A 15,244-nucleotide genomic window follows, 5' to 3' on the forward strand; every position below is an offset into this window, starting at 1 on the left:
AAAATCCGATTCTAGTTTGAAACAACTGACTTGTTACATTTTGAAACTCGCAAATGCTGTTTCGTCTACTATTTAGTTTTCAAAGACCAAGCCGCCGTGTTGCGACAGACTCAGCACCCTACCTGAACCGCTGCCGCCCGTCAAGGATTTTTTTCAAAAAACTTTTCGAGGCTTTTGCAGTGACCGGATCCGGGGATCGTGCCCGAAAGGCTGCCAGCGCACCGCTAGGTGCTCCTGTGGCCCTTCTTCCTGCCGGTTCATCTATTCGGTTGCAAAGAACGTCGTTGCTGCGGAGTCCAGCTTTATAGCAAAGCGCATCCCGAGCGTCAACGAATTAATGAGTAAATTTCCTTAACGTTACTCAACCCCTCACAACGATTGACGGAAAATCCCGAAAAAACACCTACCACACAGACAGGAGTCGAAAGAAGACAATACGCCATTCAGTTGGGAGGAGGGAGCGGTGCGGGAAGTATCAAGTTGTCACAGGTGGATGGGGAAACCAGGCTAAATGATAGCCGCCGGACAGCAGACTGTCAAACTTAAAAAAGCGTAACCTCAAGTGCCAGCGTCGAAAAACTCATACGCGAGGGCTGATTGGGGTTACGCTTTCCTTTGTTCCTAAAGGGACAATCCGGGCCTTAGCTCTTGGTATAAAGAACTGCGACCGCACGGGCACGAACCTCGCCGACGGAGACATAGCCGTGCGGCTCGGAGGATTCATAGTATATGCTGTCACCGGGGTAGAGTCGCATGACCTCGTCGGCGTAGTGGAACTCCAGCTCGCCATCGAGCAGGTAGAGAAACTCGACCCCCTCATGGCTGTAGAAAAGACTGGTGTCCCATTCGCGCTGCTCGAACTCGATCAGGAAGGGCTCCACCTTCTTCTGACGCATGCCCGGCGCCAGGGGCTTGTACATATAGCCCTGCTGGACGGCGTCCTTGCCGGGACGGCGCTGGCTGCCCAGCGGGGACTGGTCGCCGCGGGTCAGCATGAACTTCTGCCGGTCGCCCGCCTCCTCGAAGAAGTAGTGGATGCCGACCTTGAGCCCCTTGGCGATCTTGAGCAGCGTGGCAATGGGCGGGGTGACCTGGTCGTTCTCGATCTGCGACAGAAGCGGCTTGGAAAGTCCGGTCATGTCGGCCAGGGCCTGGAGGGTGAGCCGTTGTTCCTGGCGCAGACCACGCACCTTCTCACCCAGCTTCATCTCTCTTATTTCCTGCTTGATCTTCTCTTGCACGCGGCACCCCCGTTTCTGCATATATATTCAAATACCCATCAGCCGTCAAGGGGTATTTGCACAAGCGTGAGAGAGTTGCTGAATCTGGCGAAGGGGTTGACATCAATCCGGTTTTTGGCTACGCTTTTTCCTCCCTGCTAAGCCTTTCATTTAAAGGAGCGACAAATGAAAAGCGTCCGACTGCTCGTTGTCTTCCTGATCCTTTCCTCAATCCTTTCTTCCTGCAAAAAGAAAGAAGGCGCTCTGCTCTATGAATCGGACCGTAAAGAATCTGTACCAGCTCCGGTCCAGGAAGTTCCCAAAGACATACTTAACACGCAGCAAGCCTTCACAAGCCTGGTGAAGAAGGTCACTCCTTCAGTAGTAAACATATCCACCATCGGCAAGAAGAAACTGGTGCGCCCGTTCTTCGAGGGATCCCCCTTCTTCGAAGACTTCTTTGGGGACATGGGACGCCCGCAGTACCGCAGGGAAAGCAGCCTCGGCTCCGGCTTCATCCTGAACAAGGAAGGGTATATCGTCACCAACGACCACGTGGTCAGGGACGCGGAGACGATCCAGGTCAAGCTTTCCAACGAAAGCGTCTATACCGGGAAGGTGATCGGTTCCGACCCGAAGACCGACATCGCCGTCATCAAGATCAACGCCAAGGAACCGCTGCCGGCGGCGGTCCTGGGTGATTCCACCAAGCTGCAGGTGGGACAGTGGGCGGTCGCCATCGGCAACCCCTTCGGCCTGGACCGCACCGTTACCGTCGGCGTCATTTCCGCCACCGGCAGGTCCAACATGGGCATCGAGACCTACGAGGACTTCATCCAGACCGACGCCTCCATCAACCCCGGCAACTCCGGCGGCCCCCTGCTCAACATCTACGGCGAGGTTATCGGCATCAACACCGCCATCGTCGCCGCCGGACAGGGGATCGGTTTCGCCATCCCGGTCAACATGGCCAAGCAGGTGGTCACCCAGCTGATCACCAAGGGGAACGTAAGCCGCGGCTGGCTCGGCGTCTCGATCCAGTCGGTCACCGAGGAGATGGCGAAGTCGTTCGGGCTTCCCAAGGCCGGCGGCGCCCTGGTCAACGACGTGGTCCCCGGCGGCCCGGCCGCCAAGGCCGGCATCATGCAAGGTGACATCATCACCGGCTTCAACGGCGAGAACGTGAAGGACGTGCGGCAACTGCAGCGCCTGGTCGGCGAGACCCCCATCGGCAGGAAGGTCGACATCACCCTGTACCGCGACGGCAAGGAGATCAAGGCGTCCGTCACCACGGCCCCGGCGGACAACGCCCCGGCGCAGTCGCAGATGCAACGACCGGAGCGCGAGGCGGGGCTGCTCGGGCTCTCCGTAGAGGAGGTCGGTCCGGAGATGCGCCGGCGCGGCATCACCGGCGTCGTGGTGAGCGATCTCGAGCCGGGGGGGGTCGCTGAGGAGAGCGGCATCCAGCGCGGCGACGTCATCGTTTCGGTGAACCAGAAGAAGGTGCGTAACCTCGCGGAGTACCAAAAGGCGATGAAGGACGCCGACACCAGGGGCGCGGTGGCGCTCCTGGTGAGGCGCGGAAACGCCAGCATCTATTTCGCCTTAAAATTAAGATAGAATCTTGCTGCAAAACTGCGTATAGTGTGCCCTGATATTTGACCGCCAGGGAGATTTCGATGAGTCTCATAGAAAACCAGGATCAGGCCAGAAGGCTGGCCAGGGCCATCGTATCGGACGTAGCCCTTTACAACCGCGAGAAGGTCGAGCAGGGGATCAAGGAAGACAACATCTTCGAGCTCCTCAACGAGCAACTGGCAGAAGGACGGGAACACTTCCAGTCCCGGGTGAGCAAAGAGCTGGCGGAATCCAACATCTTCGACATCGCGGTGGTCGACGTACTGATCAAGCGGGCCGGGAAGATCGAATCCAATATCTGGTAGGCAGTACAACTTCAACACTGACAGGTCCCGGGCGCGCTTCCATTCAGAAACGCGCCCGCGCTTTTTTTACGGGAGTCACTCTCCCAGGAGAAACCAAGTAAAGATGGAACCAATTGAACTCACCTTCCCCTGCGACGCCGACCCCGAGCGGCTGGACAGCTTCATCGCCCGCAGCGTCCCCGAAATCACCCGTTCCGCCGCACTGAGGCTCATCGAAACCGGACAGGCCACGGTGAACGGCCAGCAGCAAAAGCCGTCCCTCAAGCTCAAGGGTGGCGAAGCGGTAACGGTGACCATCCCGCCGCCGGCGCCGGCCCAACCGCAGCCGGAGGAGATCCCGCTCGAGATCCTCTACGAAGACAGCGACGTCGTGGTGGTGAACAAGGGTGCGGGCATGGTGGTGCACCCCGGCGCGGGCAACGCCGAGGGGACCCTGGTGAACGCGCTCCTCGCCCACTGCAAGGACCTCTCCGGGATCGGGGGGGAGCTCAGGCCGGGCATCGTGCACCGCATCGACAAGGACACCTCGGGAACCCTGGTGATCGCCAAGAGCGACCGGGCCCACAACGGCCTCGCCGAGCAGTTCAAGGTGCACTCCATCAAGCGGATCTACCTCGCGCTGGTGTACGGCAGCCCCAAGGAGGACCGGGGACGCATCGAGTCCGTGATCGGACGCCACCCGGTGGAGCGCAAGAAGATGTCGGGCAAGGCGCGGCACGGCAAGAACGCCATCACCCACTGGCGTGTCGAGGCGCGCTACCCGGGCATCTCCCTGGTGCGCCTGAAGCTGGAGACGGGGCGCACGCACCAGATCAGGGTGCACCTCTCCGAGGCGGGACACCCGCTGTTGGCGGACGAGGTGTACGGCGGCGGTAGCCGGCTGGCCCAGTTGAAGGACCCGGTCCTCAAGCAGATGGTCAAGACCATGGGGCGCCAGGCGCTGCACGCCAAGACCCTCGGCTTCCTGCACCCGGTCAGCGGCGAGTACCTGGAGTTCGACACGGAGCTGCCGCCCGACATGGCCGGCATCATCGCCTACCTGGAAGAGAAAAACAGGGACTAGGAAATAGTTAATACATAGAAGAGGTGTCATACATGGAAATGCAGAAAGCAGGAAAGATCCAGTACCTGAAGCCGCGGCTCGCCGCTGGCGCCGTCGCCGGCTTCACCACGCGCCACGAAGGGGTATCGCGTCCCCCGTACAACTCGCTGAACCTGGGGAGCAACACCCTGGACTCCTCGCACAACGTGGAGGGGAACCGCAGCCTGCTCGCCCGCAGCCTGGGCGCGACCCTGGACCGCTTCCTCACCGTGAGCCAGGTGCACGGCACCGACCTCCTGGTGATCGATGCGCCCAACCCGGAACTGTCCCACTTCCTGAAGCTCGAGTGCGACGGCATCGTCACCAACCAACCCGGCATCATGATCGCCGTCTGCGTCGCCGACTGCGTACCGGTCCTGCTGCACGATCCGGTGCAGAAGGTGGTGGCCGCGCTGCACGCCGGGTGGCAGGGGACCGCGGGCAACATCGCCGCCAAGGGCGTCGAGGCACTGGTAAACCTGTTCGGCTGCGCCAAGAAGGACATCCGCGCCGCGATCGGCCCCCACATCGGCGCCTGCTGCTACGAGGTGGACGCCCCGGTGCGTGACGCCTTCAAGCAGGCCGGCATGGCCTGGGACCTCTGCGCCACAGCGCAGGGGGAAGGAAAGTGGATGCTCGACCTGGGCAAGGCCAACCGCCAACTGCTTCTGGACGCCGGCCTTGCCGCCGACCAGGTACAGGTCAGCGAGCACTGCGTCAGCTGCAACCAGGAGTTGTTCTTCTCCTACCGCCGCGACGAAGGCGACACCGGCAGACAGGTGGGCTTCATCATGCTGGAAGGTGAGCAATAAGCTGTAGCGCTCCGGCTAAGCTTCTGATATAAGACGGCGGAGAGTTAGAATCCTTTACAGGAGGCGTCATCAGATGAGGATCTTGTTCAGACTTGCCCTGCTCATGGTGGTCACCGGAGCGCTGTTCGGCTGCGCCCACAACTACTACAGCATCCCCCAGGAAACCCTGGAGAAGAAGGTACGCACCGTCGGCGTGGCGCCGTTCTTCACCGATGCCGACAGCGACATCAGGCACCCCGAGAAAGCCGCCATCCTTTCCATCGTGCGCGGCTACAACCTCAGGAACGAGAAGGAACTGGTGGCGCGGATCAGGAGTACCGGCATCTTCTACGCGGTGCGCCCGGTGACGGCAGACCCGGACCGGCTCTTCAGCAGCCTGGTCTGGAACCGCGAGAAACGCGACGACGCCCGCATCATCTACAACAAGTACTTCTTCAAGAAGGACGACCTGAAACAGCTCATGACCGAGAACGGCCTGGACGCGGTCCTCTTCGTCACCGTGAGCGGCCTCACCAAACCGGGCAAGGTCTATTCGAGCAACTTCCTCTCCTACCTGGAGACGGACTACAACTACCTCTCCATGTCCGCCGTCATGCTGGACCGCGAGGGGACCACCATCTGGGAGTACCCGAACTTCCGCCGCGACGTCCCCTCCTACCCGATGTTCTTCTCGCTGCAGTACCCGGACTTCGACGAGGCGGCGGCGAACCTGACCGAGAAGGTCGACGTGAAGTTCAAGACGGTGGCGGGGGTCAACGCCGCCTTCGCCAAGAGCGAACCTTCCACGGTCCCCAACGGGCCCGAGGTTTCCACCCTGTACGTGAAGCAGTTCGACGAGATGCTCGCGCTGATGAAGACCTACAAGCCGCTCTTCGCCAAGGAGAAAGAAAAGGAGCCCCAGCCCGCTCCGGCCTCGGCCCCGGTCTACTACACACCGCCTGCGGCGCCGGCAGCGCCGGCACCTGCTGCACCTGCACCGGCAACGCCCCAGGCTGCGGCCCCGGCGCCCCAGCCCGCAGCGGCAGCGCCCCCGGCCCCGGCGACGACAACGGCTCCGGCGGGTCCGGCTCCCATCACCTCGGTGGACATCGTCCCGGAACAGCCGGCCGCAAAGTAGTAGCGGCAGCCTCCGCCACCTAGCCCACTCCCGCAAGGGGGGGGGACCTCCGGCAGCGTCCGCAAGGCCACAAAGAAACATAACTAGCGAGAGGCTTCCGCTAATCCCCTCTCCCTCCGGGAGAGGGTGCCCAAAGGGCGGGTGAGGGAGTTGCCACGAAGCGGGATCATTGCCTATTGCAGCGCCCTCACCCCAGCCCTCTCCCGGAGGGAGAGGGGGATGGGCATCTTGGCGGTAGATCATCGCTAGCCAGGCAAAAAAAAGGCGGCGCACGAGATCAACTCTCGGCGCCGCCTTCTTTATTCCGCTTCCGCAACCGCACGGCCTTGATTACAATTCCTCGAAGTCCTCAGGATCCTCCGGGGTCTCCTCCTCGCCGTCCACCTCATCCTCGTCGTCGTAATCCTCCTCGACCACGCGCTTCAGAAATTCCTTGTTGCTTTCGATGAGCCTCCGGATCTCACCGGCCAGTTCGTCGAGATCTTCGTGTTCCACAGCTTACGCCTCCCCTCCCTTGCGCAGCAAGGCCTTGCGATACAACTCCAGATACTTGTGCACCGAGTTCTGCCAGGAATAGTCACTGCTCATGCCGCGGCGCATCAGCTTCTTCCAGAACGCCTTGTCCTGGTAGGCGGTCAGCGCACGGTTGATCGCCTCCCAGAGCGCCTCGGCGGTGTACTCGTCGAAGACGAAGCCGTTGGGCGTCTTGTCGTTGTCCCGGGGGTCGAAGACGCTGTCGGCGAGCCCGCCGGTCCTGCGCACCACCGGTACCGTACCGTAGCGCATCGCGATCAGCTGACCCAGCCCGCACGGCTCGAAGAAGGACGGCATCAGGAACATGTCGCTGCCGGCGTAGATCTTGGGGGCCAGGGAATGGTCGAAGCCGCTGGTGAAGGCGATGTTGCGGGCGCCGGCGGCCTTGATGTCGTTGAAGGCCTTCAGGTAGCGCTCCTCGCCGTTGCCGAGCAGCACCAGCTGCATCGGGGCCTTGGCGATCATGGGCAACAGTTCCGCGATCAGGTCGAACCCTTTCTGGGCCACCATGCGCGACACCATGCCGAAGACCGGGATCTCCGGGGCGCTGGCCAGCCCCATGAGCCGCTGCAGCCCGATCTTGTCCACCATCTTGCCGGACAGGGAGGCATGGCTGTAGTTCTTCATGATCTCCCGGTCCATGGCGGGGTTCCACTCCTCGTAGTCGAGCCCGTTCAGTATGCCCACCAGGTCGTCCTTCCTGGTCTGCAGCACCCCGTGCAGGCCGCAACCCATCTCGGGGGTGCGGATCTCGCGGCAGTAGGCCTCGGAGACGGTGGTCACCAGGTCGGCGGTGAGGATGCCTCCCTTGAGGAGGTTGACCTTGCCGTAGAATTCCAGCCCGTCGATGGTGAAGCACTCCTTGGAGAGCCCCATGGTGGTGAGCTCCTCTTTCGGAAAGAGCCCCTGGTAGGCGAGGTTGTGGATGGTGAAGATGACACCGGTCCTGGCAAAGAAGGGATCGTTCTTGCGCTCGTGCTTCAGGTAATGCGGGATCAGCGCGGTCTGCCAGTCGTGGCAGTGGATGATGTCCGGCCTGAAGTCCATCTTCTTCAACAGTTCCAGGACGCAGCGGCAGAAGAAGGAGAAGCGCTGGGCATTGTCGGGATAGTCGCCGCTGGGGGTGCCGTAGAGCTCTTCGCGGGCGAAGTATTCCTTGTTCTCGATGAGGTAAACCGGGATTTCCCCGAGCGAAGCCTGGCGCAGGAACCCTTTCTTCTCGACGCCGTCCACCATGACCGAGGCGCTCTTGCGCCCCTTGCGGACCGCCATCCCCCCCCTCTCGACCACGGAGTAGAAGGGCATCATGATCCTCACGTCGTGACCGAGCGTCTTGAGGGTCTTCGGGAGCGCGCTGGCAACATCCGCCAGACCTCCGGTCTTGGCGAAGGGAGTGACCTCCGACGCAACAAACAAAATCTTCATGTAAAACCTCTAACACCCTGGAATTATAGGCACATTCTAGATTAAGAGCGCCCGCGGGTAAAGTTTTTTTGTAAAAGAAAAATTTAAGATGGTTCCGGCTCCACGGGGGAAAGGTCCTTGAGCACCCCCTGATCCATCCCCAGGCAGGGCCCCGCGTAGGCGAGGGCGAGCGGCGCCTCGGTGGGCCAGCGGCCGAGCAGGTTCGCCCCGCGGGAGTGGGTCAGGTAACAGCAAAGCCGGTCCCCCGCGTCGAGCCGCAGCGCCGGGAGCGGGATGCGCAACTGCGCGCTGCGTCCGACCCAGTAGCGCGCCACCCCGCCGGACGGCTGCCACTTCCCCTCCTGCAGGAGCTGCAGTTCCCCCTCCCCGTCTCCGGGCTGCATCTCGATGCGGTACTCGCCCCCCCCCATGAGGTGCAGCGACAGGAGGTCCCCCGGCTGCAAGAGCTTTTCCAACGGCTGCGCCCCGTCGATCCTGAAGTAGAAATAGTCCAGGTCGTAGCCGTAGAAGAAGGACTGCAGCCCCGCCTCCGCGGCATGCATCGCCGCCTCCTGCCTGGTCAGGTCGTAGAGCCCGGCGGCAAGCCACTCGAAGTAGTCCTCCCCTGCGGTGCCCAGGGCAGGGGTGATCAGGCGCGCCGGCCCGCGGACGAAGCCGGCGGGGCGCTGCTTCTTGATCGGCTCGTGCAGCTCTCCCGGGACCTCGAGCGCCAGCAGCCGGTAGACGTTGATCAGGTGGCTGCGGAACAACAGGTCGAAACTGCCGGAGTGGGGGGAGAAGTGGTCGTCGCCGTACCACCAGAACCAGTCGCTCCCCTGTGCGGCGTAGAGGGCCTTGCAGGCGCGCCGGGCGGCTTCGTCGCTGCTGTCCCCACCGGAGAGGAGCTGGGCCACCTCGGCGCTGTTGCGGACCGCGGCCTGGCGCGCCTTGGCCAGGTACTCCCACCCCAGGTTCTCCTCGGGGTGACCGATCCAGATGCCGTAGTCGGCGTTGATCCAGGAGCCCGGGTGCACGTGGCGCACCACCCGGCGCTGCGGGACCCGCTCCAGCACCTCGGAGAAGGTGGCCGGCTCCACCCCCGACATCTGCGCCAGCGCGGCGTAGAGCCTGGAGAGAAAGGGAAGCCCGTTGTCGTGGTAGTGCTCCCAGGCGTTCTCGCCGTCCAGGATCACCGGGATCACCCGGGGGGCGCGGCACTGCTGCCGGATCTCCTTGACCCGCCCCACGAAGTCCGCGACGGCCCGCTCCGCCTCCCACTGCGAGTAGGTGAAGCCGATCTGGTCCGAGAGCACCTGGTCCCGGAAGAAGAGGGCGATCTCCTCCCCCCCCTGCTGGAACAGGTAGGGGTGGTAGAGCGCCTCCCGCTCGCCGTCGAGCCCGCCGGGCAGGGTCTGGGCCAGCACCCGCTCGTCGGAGGCGGTCCAGCGCAGTCCCTCCCGGGCCATGATGCCGAGCGCCTCGTCGCTCACCGCCCCCTCCGCGGGCCACATGCCGTGCGGCCTGAAGCCGAACAGCTTCTCGAAGCTCTCGATGCCGTGAGCCACCTGCCCCCGTGCGTCCTCCGGGTAGCGGATCTCGATCTTGGGGAGGCTCGTGCCGGGCAGCGCCACCCGCGCGATGCGCGAGTCGCACAGAAGCGGCAGGATCGGGTGGAAATACGGGGTGACCGAAAGCTCGACCTTCCCCTCCTGGTGCAGGCGGCGGTACAGCGGGATGATCTCGGCGATCAGTTCGCGCTGGGTGTCGAAGAGCAGCGCCTTGTCCGCGGCGTCGAAGCCCCGTCCCTTGCGGATCAGCTCGCCGAAGACGGGGAAGCGCCGTCTGGCCGCCTCCCCGGTCCAGGCGAGGTAGAACCAGACCTGCAGGTCAAGGAGGTCCCGCTCCGTGAAGAGCGGCGCCCGCAAAGCGGCCGTCCCTGGTACGCCGTCCCCCGCCATCCGGTACAGCTCCAGGTAGCGCGGGTAGGGCTCGATCATGCGCCGCTTGTTGGCGGAGAAGAAGTTTTCCAGGAGAAAGAGCCGCTCCGCCTGGTCCAACTCGGCCGGCGCCTTGCGCGCCAGGCTCAGGTAGGGATCCACCGCTTCCCCGGAGGCGTAGTCGAGGATCTGCTCCAAAAGCGAGGGGACCAGGTTGAAGACCACCTTGGCGCCGGGGCTCTCAGCAACGATGGCGGGCATGTCGTAGTAGTCCTTCACCGCATGGAGGTAGACCCAGGGGAGCAGGTACTCCCCCCGGACCGGATCCTTGTAGAAGGGCTGGTGCATGTGCCAAAGCAGCGTGAGGTACAGTGGTTCGCTCATCCTATCCCCTCGATGCGGCGCAGGCCGCGCCGCCTCTTACTGGGCGAGCTCCTTTTTCCAGCGCTCCACCTTCTGCATGTACTCCTCCAGGAGCCGCTGCGCCGTCTTGGGATCCTTGGCCTCGGCCACCACGTGGATCACGGGCTGGTACTGGTCGGGGAGCACCAGCACCCAGTCGTTGCCGAAGGAGACCTTGATGCCGTCGATGAAGGAGGCCTCCTTGTCCAGGCTGTCCTCGCTCATCTTGCGCATGATGCCCCCCTTCTTCTCCCAGACGCAGGGAACCTTCCCCTGCAGGAAGGAGCTCTTGGGGACCTCCTTCAGGACGCGCGACAAGGGCACCCCGGCGGCGCTGGAGAGCTCGATGGTCTTGGCGATGGTGAACATGCCGTCGAAGGCCGCCTGGAACTTGGGGAAGGCGAAGCGCCCGGCCATGGAGCCGGCCATGACCACCTCCGGCGAGATGGCCGCCTCGATCATGGCGCGGTCCATGCTCTTGGTGCGGCGCACCGAGGAGCCGTTCTCCTGTGCGATCTCGTCGATCACCGACGGGGCCGACACCGGGACCGCGAAGGCGCCCCTGGCGCCGCTTTTCAGCATGAGCGTGGTCATGAGCGCGAGGAACTCCTCGGGCTGGTAGATCTTTCCGGTCTCGTCCACCAGCACCACCTCCTCGACCGTGGGGTCGAGCCAGAAACCCGCGCGCGCCTCCAGCGTCATCACGATCTTGGAGAGCTGCTGCAGGGAGTTGGGCTTCTCGTCCACCGTCTTCGAGCCGCGCTGTTCGTCCAGGTAAGTGTTGAGGCCGATCACCTCGCACCCCAGGTCGTTGAGGATCTGGGGGAGGATCTGGCCGGCCGGCGAGTGGTTGAAGTCGACCACCACCTTGGCCTTGGCACTGCGGATCAGCTGCTGGTCCACCCCCCTGAAGAATCCCTCGCGGTAGAAGTCCATCACCTGGGGCAGCTCGGTGATCCCCCCCGGCTCCATGTGGTGGGCGCGCCTGAAGTTCTCCTTGTAGAAGATGCGTTCGATGTTCTTGCCCATGGAGGAGGAGAAATCGAGGCCGTCGGCGTCGAGAAAGACGATCTCGGTGGTGGCCGGGTCCTCGAGCGACTGGCGGAAGTGCACGCCGCCCACCTCGCCGAAGGTGCGCAGCTTGTAGCGCAGGACGGGGAGCGACACCATCCTGATGTCGCGCACGTTGACGCCGGCGGAGAGGATGCCCCCGAGGAAGCTGCGCTTGAGCATGCGCGAGGAGAGGGTCGTGTCGCGCCCGACCAGGACGTGGCTCCCCTTGGGGAGCGAGGTGCCGTAGGCGCAGCCCAGTTTCGCCACGAACTCCGGGGTGAGCTCGATGTTGGTGAGCCCCTTGATCATCTCCCCCTCGAACAGGGACTTCTTCCAGCGCTCCCCCCAGATCAGGTTGCCGGTGACAGTGGAGCCCGCCTCGATCAGCTTGCGGGGCCAGATCTTCACGTCCCGCTTGATGTAGCTCTCCTCGCCGATGGCGGTGTCGTCGGCCACCACCCCCCCCTCTTCCATCACGGTCGCCGGTCCCACGCTCACGTTGTTGCAGATGACGCAGTCGTTGATCTTGGCGCTCTTCTTGATGTAGACGTTGTCCCAGACCACGGCCCGGGTCAGCTTCACCCCCGGCTCGATGATGCAGTTGCGGCCGATCACCGAGTCCTTGATCTCCGCTCCCCCCTGGACCTGGGAGTTGTCCCCCACCACGACCGTCCCTTCCACCACGGTCCCCTCGCCCAGCCTCACGTCCACGCCGACCCTGAGGTCGACGCCGGCCATCTCGCGGCGCGGCTCGTCCACCTTGACCGCCACCTTCCCCTTGAGGATGTCGTGGTGCGCCTCGCGGTAGGAATCGGTGTTGCCGATGTCGCGCCAGTACCCCTTGACCGGGAAGCCGAACAGCGCCGACTTCTTCTTCAAAAGAAGCGGGAAGAGGTCCTGGGAGAAGTCGAAGTTCTCCCCCTCCGGGATGAACTTGAAGATCTCCGGCTCGAGCACGTAGATGCCGGTGTTGATGGTGTCGGAGATCACCTCGCCCCAGCCGGGCTTCTCCAGGAACTGGGTGATGCGCTTCTCCTTGTCGGTGATCACCACGCCGAACTGGAGCGGATCCTTCACCGAGGTGAGGGTGATGGTGGCCAGCGCCTTGTTGGACTCGTGGAAGTCGATCACCTTCTGCAGGTTGAAGTCGGTCAGGAGGTCGCCCGAGATGATCAGGAAGCGCTCGTCCAGGTACTTCTCGGCGCACTTCACCGCACCGGCGGTGCCCATGTCCTCCAGCGGCGTCACGTAGGTGATGCGCACCCCCAGGTCGGCGCCGTCGCGGAAGAAGTTCTTGATCACGCTGGGCTGATGGTACAGGAGCATGACCAGGTCGGTGACCCCGTACTTCTTCAGGAGTTCCACGATGTGCAGCATGATGGGACGGTTCATGAGCGGAACCATCGGCTTGGGGATGTTGCAGGTGAGCGGTTGCATGCGGGTACCAAAGCCACCCGCCATAATTACTGCCTTCATAGGTACAAGCCTCCGAGAAACAGATTTAGATTAAGACTAAGATTAAGAGTTAGATTAAGAGCAAGGAAAGACGAAGGTTAAGACGAGCTTCAACTGCAAAACTTAGTCTTAATCTTTATCTGTATCTGCTCCTCACACGTACGCCCCCCGCTGCCTCTTGGCCAGCACGCGGGCGATCTCGTCTTTGAGCTCCTGCAGGTCGCTCGACTTCACCACGTAGCCGTCGGCGAGCCACGCCGAAAAATCGTCCTTGTAGCAGGAGAAGGCGGTGCACAGGATCACCGGGATGGTGTGGCGCTCCTTGACGATGCGCTGCAACAGCTCGATGCCGCTCTCGTTCTTCAGCTTTATGTCGATCACGGCCAAGTCGAAGCTCTCCGACTCGAGCTTCTCCACCGCCTCCAGGGCGCTCCCCGCCGTCACCACCTGGTACCCCTCGTCGCTCAGTTCCTGCGAGTACAGCAGCCTGATATTCGCCTCGTCGTCTACCACCAACAGTTTCGCCATCTCAGATGTTCTCCTTTCTGGTCAAAAGCCTGATGCTGTACGTGTTGCCCCCCCCGGGGCGGCTGATTATGGTCAAGGAATTTCCCTGTCGCTCCAGGATGGACTTGCACAGCGAAAGCCCCACCCCCTCGCCGAGCTCCTGGGTCTGGAAGAAGGGGGCGATGAGCGCCTCCTGCGCGGTCTGGGTGAGCGGCTTGCCGTCGTCGCTGATGCGCAACAGCACCCCGTCCCCGTCCAGGACACTCTCGATGCGCAGCTCCCCGCCCGGCTCCATGCAGGCCAGCGCGGTGGTGGTGATGGTCTTCAGGCAGTAGCTGATCTGCTTGTAGTCGATGCGCACCATGGGGAGCTCCGGGGCCAGTTCCAGGCGAGAGGTCACGCCGGCCTGCTCCAGCGTCCCCTCCAACTCCCCCATCGCCTTTCCCACCAGTTCGTTCAGATCCCAGAAGTCGGTGACCGGGAACAGCGACTCCGAGTAGTCGAGCACCTCGCTCAGCACATCCTCGAGCTGCCGGGTCTCGCGCACGATCGATTCCAGGTAGCCGCGCTTGTCGTCATCGTCCGGGGTCCCCTTCAACAGGGTCCGGGCAAAACCGCCGATCACCATGAGCGGGTTGCGGATGGAGTGGGCGATGCTGGAGGTGATCTTGCCCACCAGCGCCATCTTCTCCATCTTCACGATCAACTCCTGCTGTTCGCGCAGCTTCACGTTGGCCGCCTTCTGCTTGGCCACCTCCTCCTGCAGGCGCTCGTACAACGAGGCGCGCTCCAGGGCGAAGGCGACCGGGAAGGCGAAGGTCTCCAGCGACTGCATGTCCTGCAGGGTGATCGGCTTGTGGGTGATGCAGTTGTCGGCGATGATGACGCCGATGCGGCGGTTCCTTGAGATGAGCGGCATGACCAGGAAGGTGTCGACCCCGAGGATGCGGGCCAGCCCCCGGTCCAGGTCCGGGTTGTTGAGCGCGTTCTCCACCAGGATCGGCTTCTTCCCGGTGAGGGCCCGGTTGAAGATGTGCCCCTGGTCCGCCAGCGGGACGGTGAGCTGGTTCAGGATGTCGTGGAACTTCACCTTCTCCGAGGTGAGCTTGGTCTTCTGGAAGTCCCGGGCCAGTTGCCTCAGGGTGAAGTTGCTGCGCCCGATGTCCTCCCAGGTGCGCCAGGCCTCCTCGTAGTCCCTGGGGCCGACGCCGAGGTAGCCGCGGATGTGGCGCCGGTCCTTGTCGGTCATGAGCAGGAAGGCGCGGTTCATGCCGAACCCCTTGCCGGCGGTGATGGCGGTCATGGCGATGGAGAGGACCTCGTCCAGGTCCAGCGAGGTCTGCAGCACGAGCCCCACCTCGCGCAGGAACTTGATCTCGCGCGTCTTGCTGTTCAAAAAGCTCAGCATGGCCCCCATCTGGGCCTTTTGTTCCTGGAACTCGGTCAGTATGTACGGGAGTACGTCCGAAAGCGGGTAACCCGACCCCTTCATCCGGGCCAGGTCGTTCTTGAAGCGGGGACACTCAACGCACTTTTCCACGATCCTGCGGCGCTGGGAAACCAGAAGGTCCTCTTCCCCCTCGCCTATGTACGGGCAACTCTCGGGCTCGATCTGCTCCCTGCTCCAACAGCATTCCCAATCCAAGCTCCCTCCGGTGCAGCACAGTAAATGACAGGACGAAACGTGCCAAAGTATAGCAGCCACTTCCGCCATAGCAAGTGCAAATTCACAGTTTACTTAAAAATATTAATTAATAATTTAGTTTCAAACGGTTGCAC

At 62.7% G+C, this 15,244-nt stretch carries 12 protein-coding genes; 5 read left to right on the forward strand and 7 right to left on the reverse strand.

All coding sequences use genetic code 11. The features are described 5' to 3' along the window. Positions 1-641: 641 nt before the first annotated feature. Complete coding sequence (locus H7687_RS20855) at positions 642-1,262, reverse strand: helix-turn-helix domain-containing protein (RefSeq protein WP_183351029.1); 621 nt, start codon at positions 1,260-1,262, stop codon at positions 642-644. 144 nt (positions 1,263-1,406) lie between these two features. On the opposite strand from H7687_RS20855, the gene H7687_RS20860 reads away from it, so the two are divergent. The 5 genes from H7687_RS20860 to H7687_RS20880 all read left to right on the forward strand — a co-directional run bounded on the left by H7687_RS20860 (position 1,407) and on the right by H7687_RS20880 (position 6,173). Continuing rightward, positions 1,407-2,840 carry a DegQ family serine endoprotease gene (locus H7687_RS20860; RefSeq protein ID WP_183351030.1) on the forward strand — a complete coding sequence of 478 codons (1,434 nt, stop codon included), beginning with the start codon at positions 1,407-1,409 and terminating at the stop codon, positions 2,838-2,840. Between the two features lie 59 nt (positions 2,841-2,899). Then, a complete protein-coding gene (locus H7687_RS20865; protein WP_183351032.1) occupies positions 2,900-3,163 on the forward strand; it encodes a hypothetical protein in 264 nt (87 codons plus the stop codon). 103 nt (positions 3,164-3,266) lie between these two features. Then, the gene (locus H7687_RS20870; protein ID WP_183351034.1) at positions 3,267-4,226 is read left to right on the forward strand and encodes an RluA family pseudouridine synthase; all 960 of its coding nucleotides are present in this window, start codon (positions 3,267-3,269) and stop codon (positions 4,224-4,226) included. A 32-nt stretch (positions 4,227-4,258) separates the two neighbouring features. Continuing rightward, positions 4,259-5,056: a peptidoglycan editing factor PgeF gene (gene pgeF / locus H7687_RS20875; RefSeq protein ID WP_183351037.1), complete on the forward strand. Its 798-nt coding sequence runs from the start codon at positions 4,259-4,261 to the stop codon at positions 5,054-5,056. A 73-nt stretch (positions 5,057-5,129) separates the two neighbouring features. After that, entirely contained in the window at positions 5,130-6,173 is a 1,044-nt protein-coding gene (locus tag H7687_RS20880) for a hypothetical protein (RefSeq protein ID WP_183351039.1), read from the forward strand. Positions 6,174-6,503: 330 nt separating this feature from the next. Here H7687_RS20880 and H7687_RS20885 read toward each other — a convergent pair whose 3' ends face one another. The 6 genes from H7687_RS20885 to H7687_RS20910 form a co-directional block, all read right to left on the reverse strand. Next, positions 6,504-6,668 (reverse strand): hypothetical protein, encoded by a 165-nt coding sequence (locus H7687_RS20885; protein WP_183351043.1) that lies wholly within the window; start codon positions 6,666-6,668, stop codon positions 6,504-6,506. A gap of 3 nt (positions 6,669-6,671) precedes the next feature. Further along, the gene (glgA, locus tag H7687_RS20890; RefSeq protein ID WP_183351046.1) at positions 6,672-8,132 is read right to left on the reverse strand and encodes a glycogen synthase GlgA; all 1,461 of its coding nucleotides are present in this window, start codon (positions 8,130-8,132) and stop codon (positions 6,672-6,674) included. An 83-nt stretch (positions 8,133-8,215) separates the two neighbouring features. Further along, on the reverse strand, positions 8,216-10,432 hold the full coding sequence (locus H7687_RS20895) for a glycoside hydrolase family 57 protein (protein ID WP_183351047.1): 2,217 nt from the start codon (positions 10,430-10,432) through the stop codon (positions 8,216-8,218). Positions 10,433-10,468: 36 nt separating this feature from the next. Beyond that, a complete protein-coding gene (locus tag H7687_RS20900; protein WP_183351050.1) occupies positions 10,469-12,979 on the reverse strand; it encodes a mannose-1-phosphate guanyltransferase in 2,511 nt (836 codons plus the stop codon). Positions 12,980-13,111: 132 nt separating this feature from the next. Beyond that, the gene (locus H7687_RS20905) at positions 13,112-13,486 is read right to left on the reverse strand and encodes a response regulator (RefSeq protein ID WP_183351052.1); all 375 of its coding nucleotides are present in this window, start codon (positions 13,484-13,486) and stop codon (positions 13,112-13,114) included. Position 13,487: 1 nt separating this feature from the next. After that, positions 13,488-15,110: a GAF domain-containing sensor histidine kinase gene (locus H7687_RS20910; protein WP_183351054.1), complete on the reverse strand. Its 1,623-nt coding sequence runs from the start codon at positions 15,108-15,110 to the stop codon at positions 13,488-13,490. Positions 15,111-15,244 lie beyond the last annotated feature (134 nt).

It is taken from the genome of Geomonas paludis, from assembly GCF_014193585.1.
Taxonomy (GTDB): Bacteria; Desulfobacterota; Desulfuromonadia; order Geobacterales; family Geobacteraceae; genus Geomonas; species Geomonas paludis.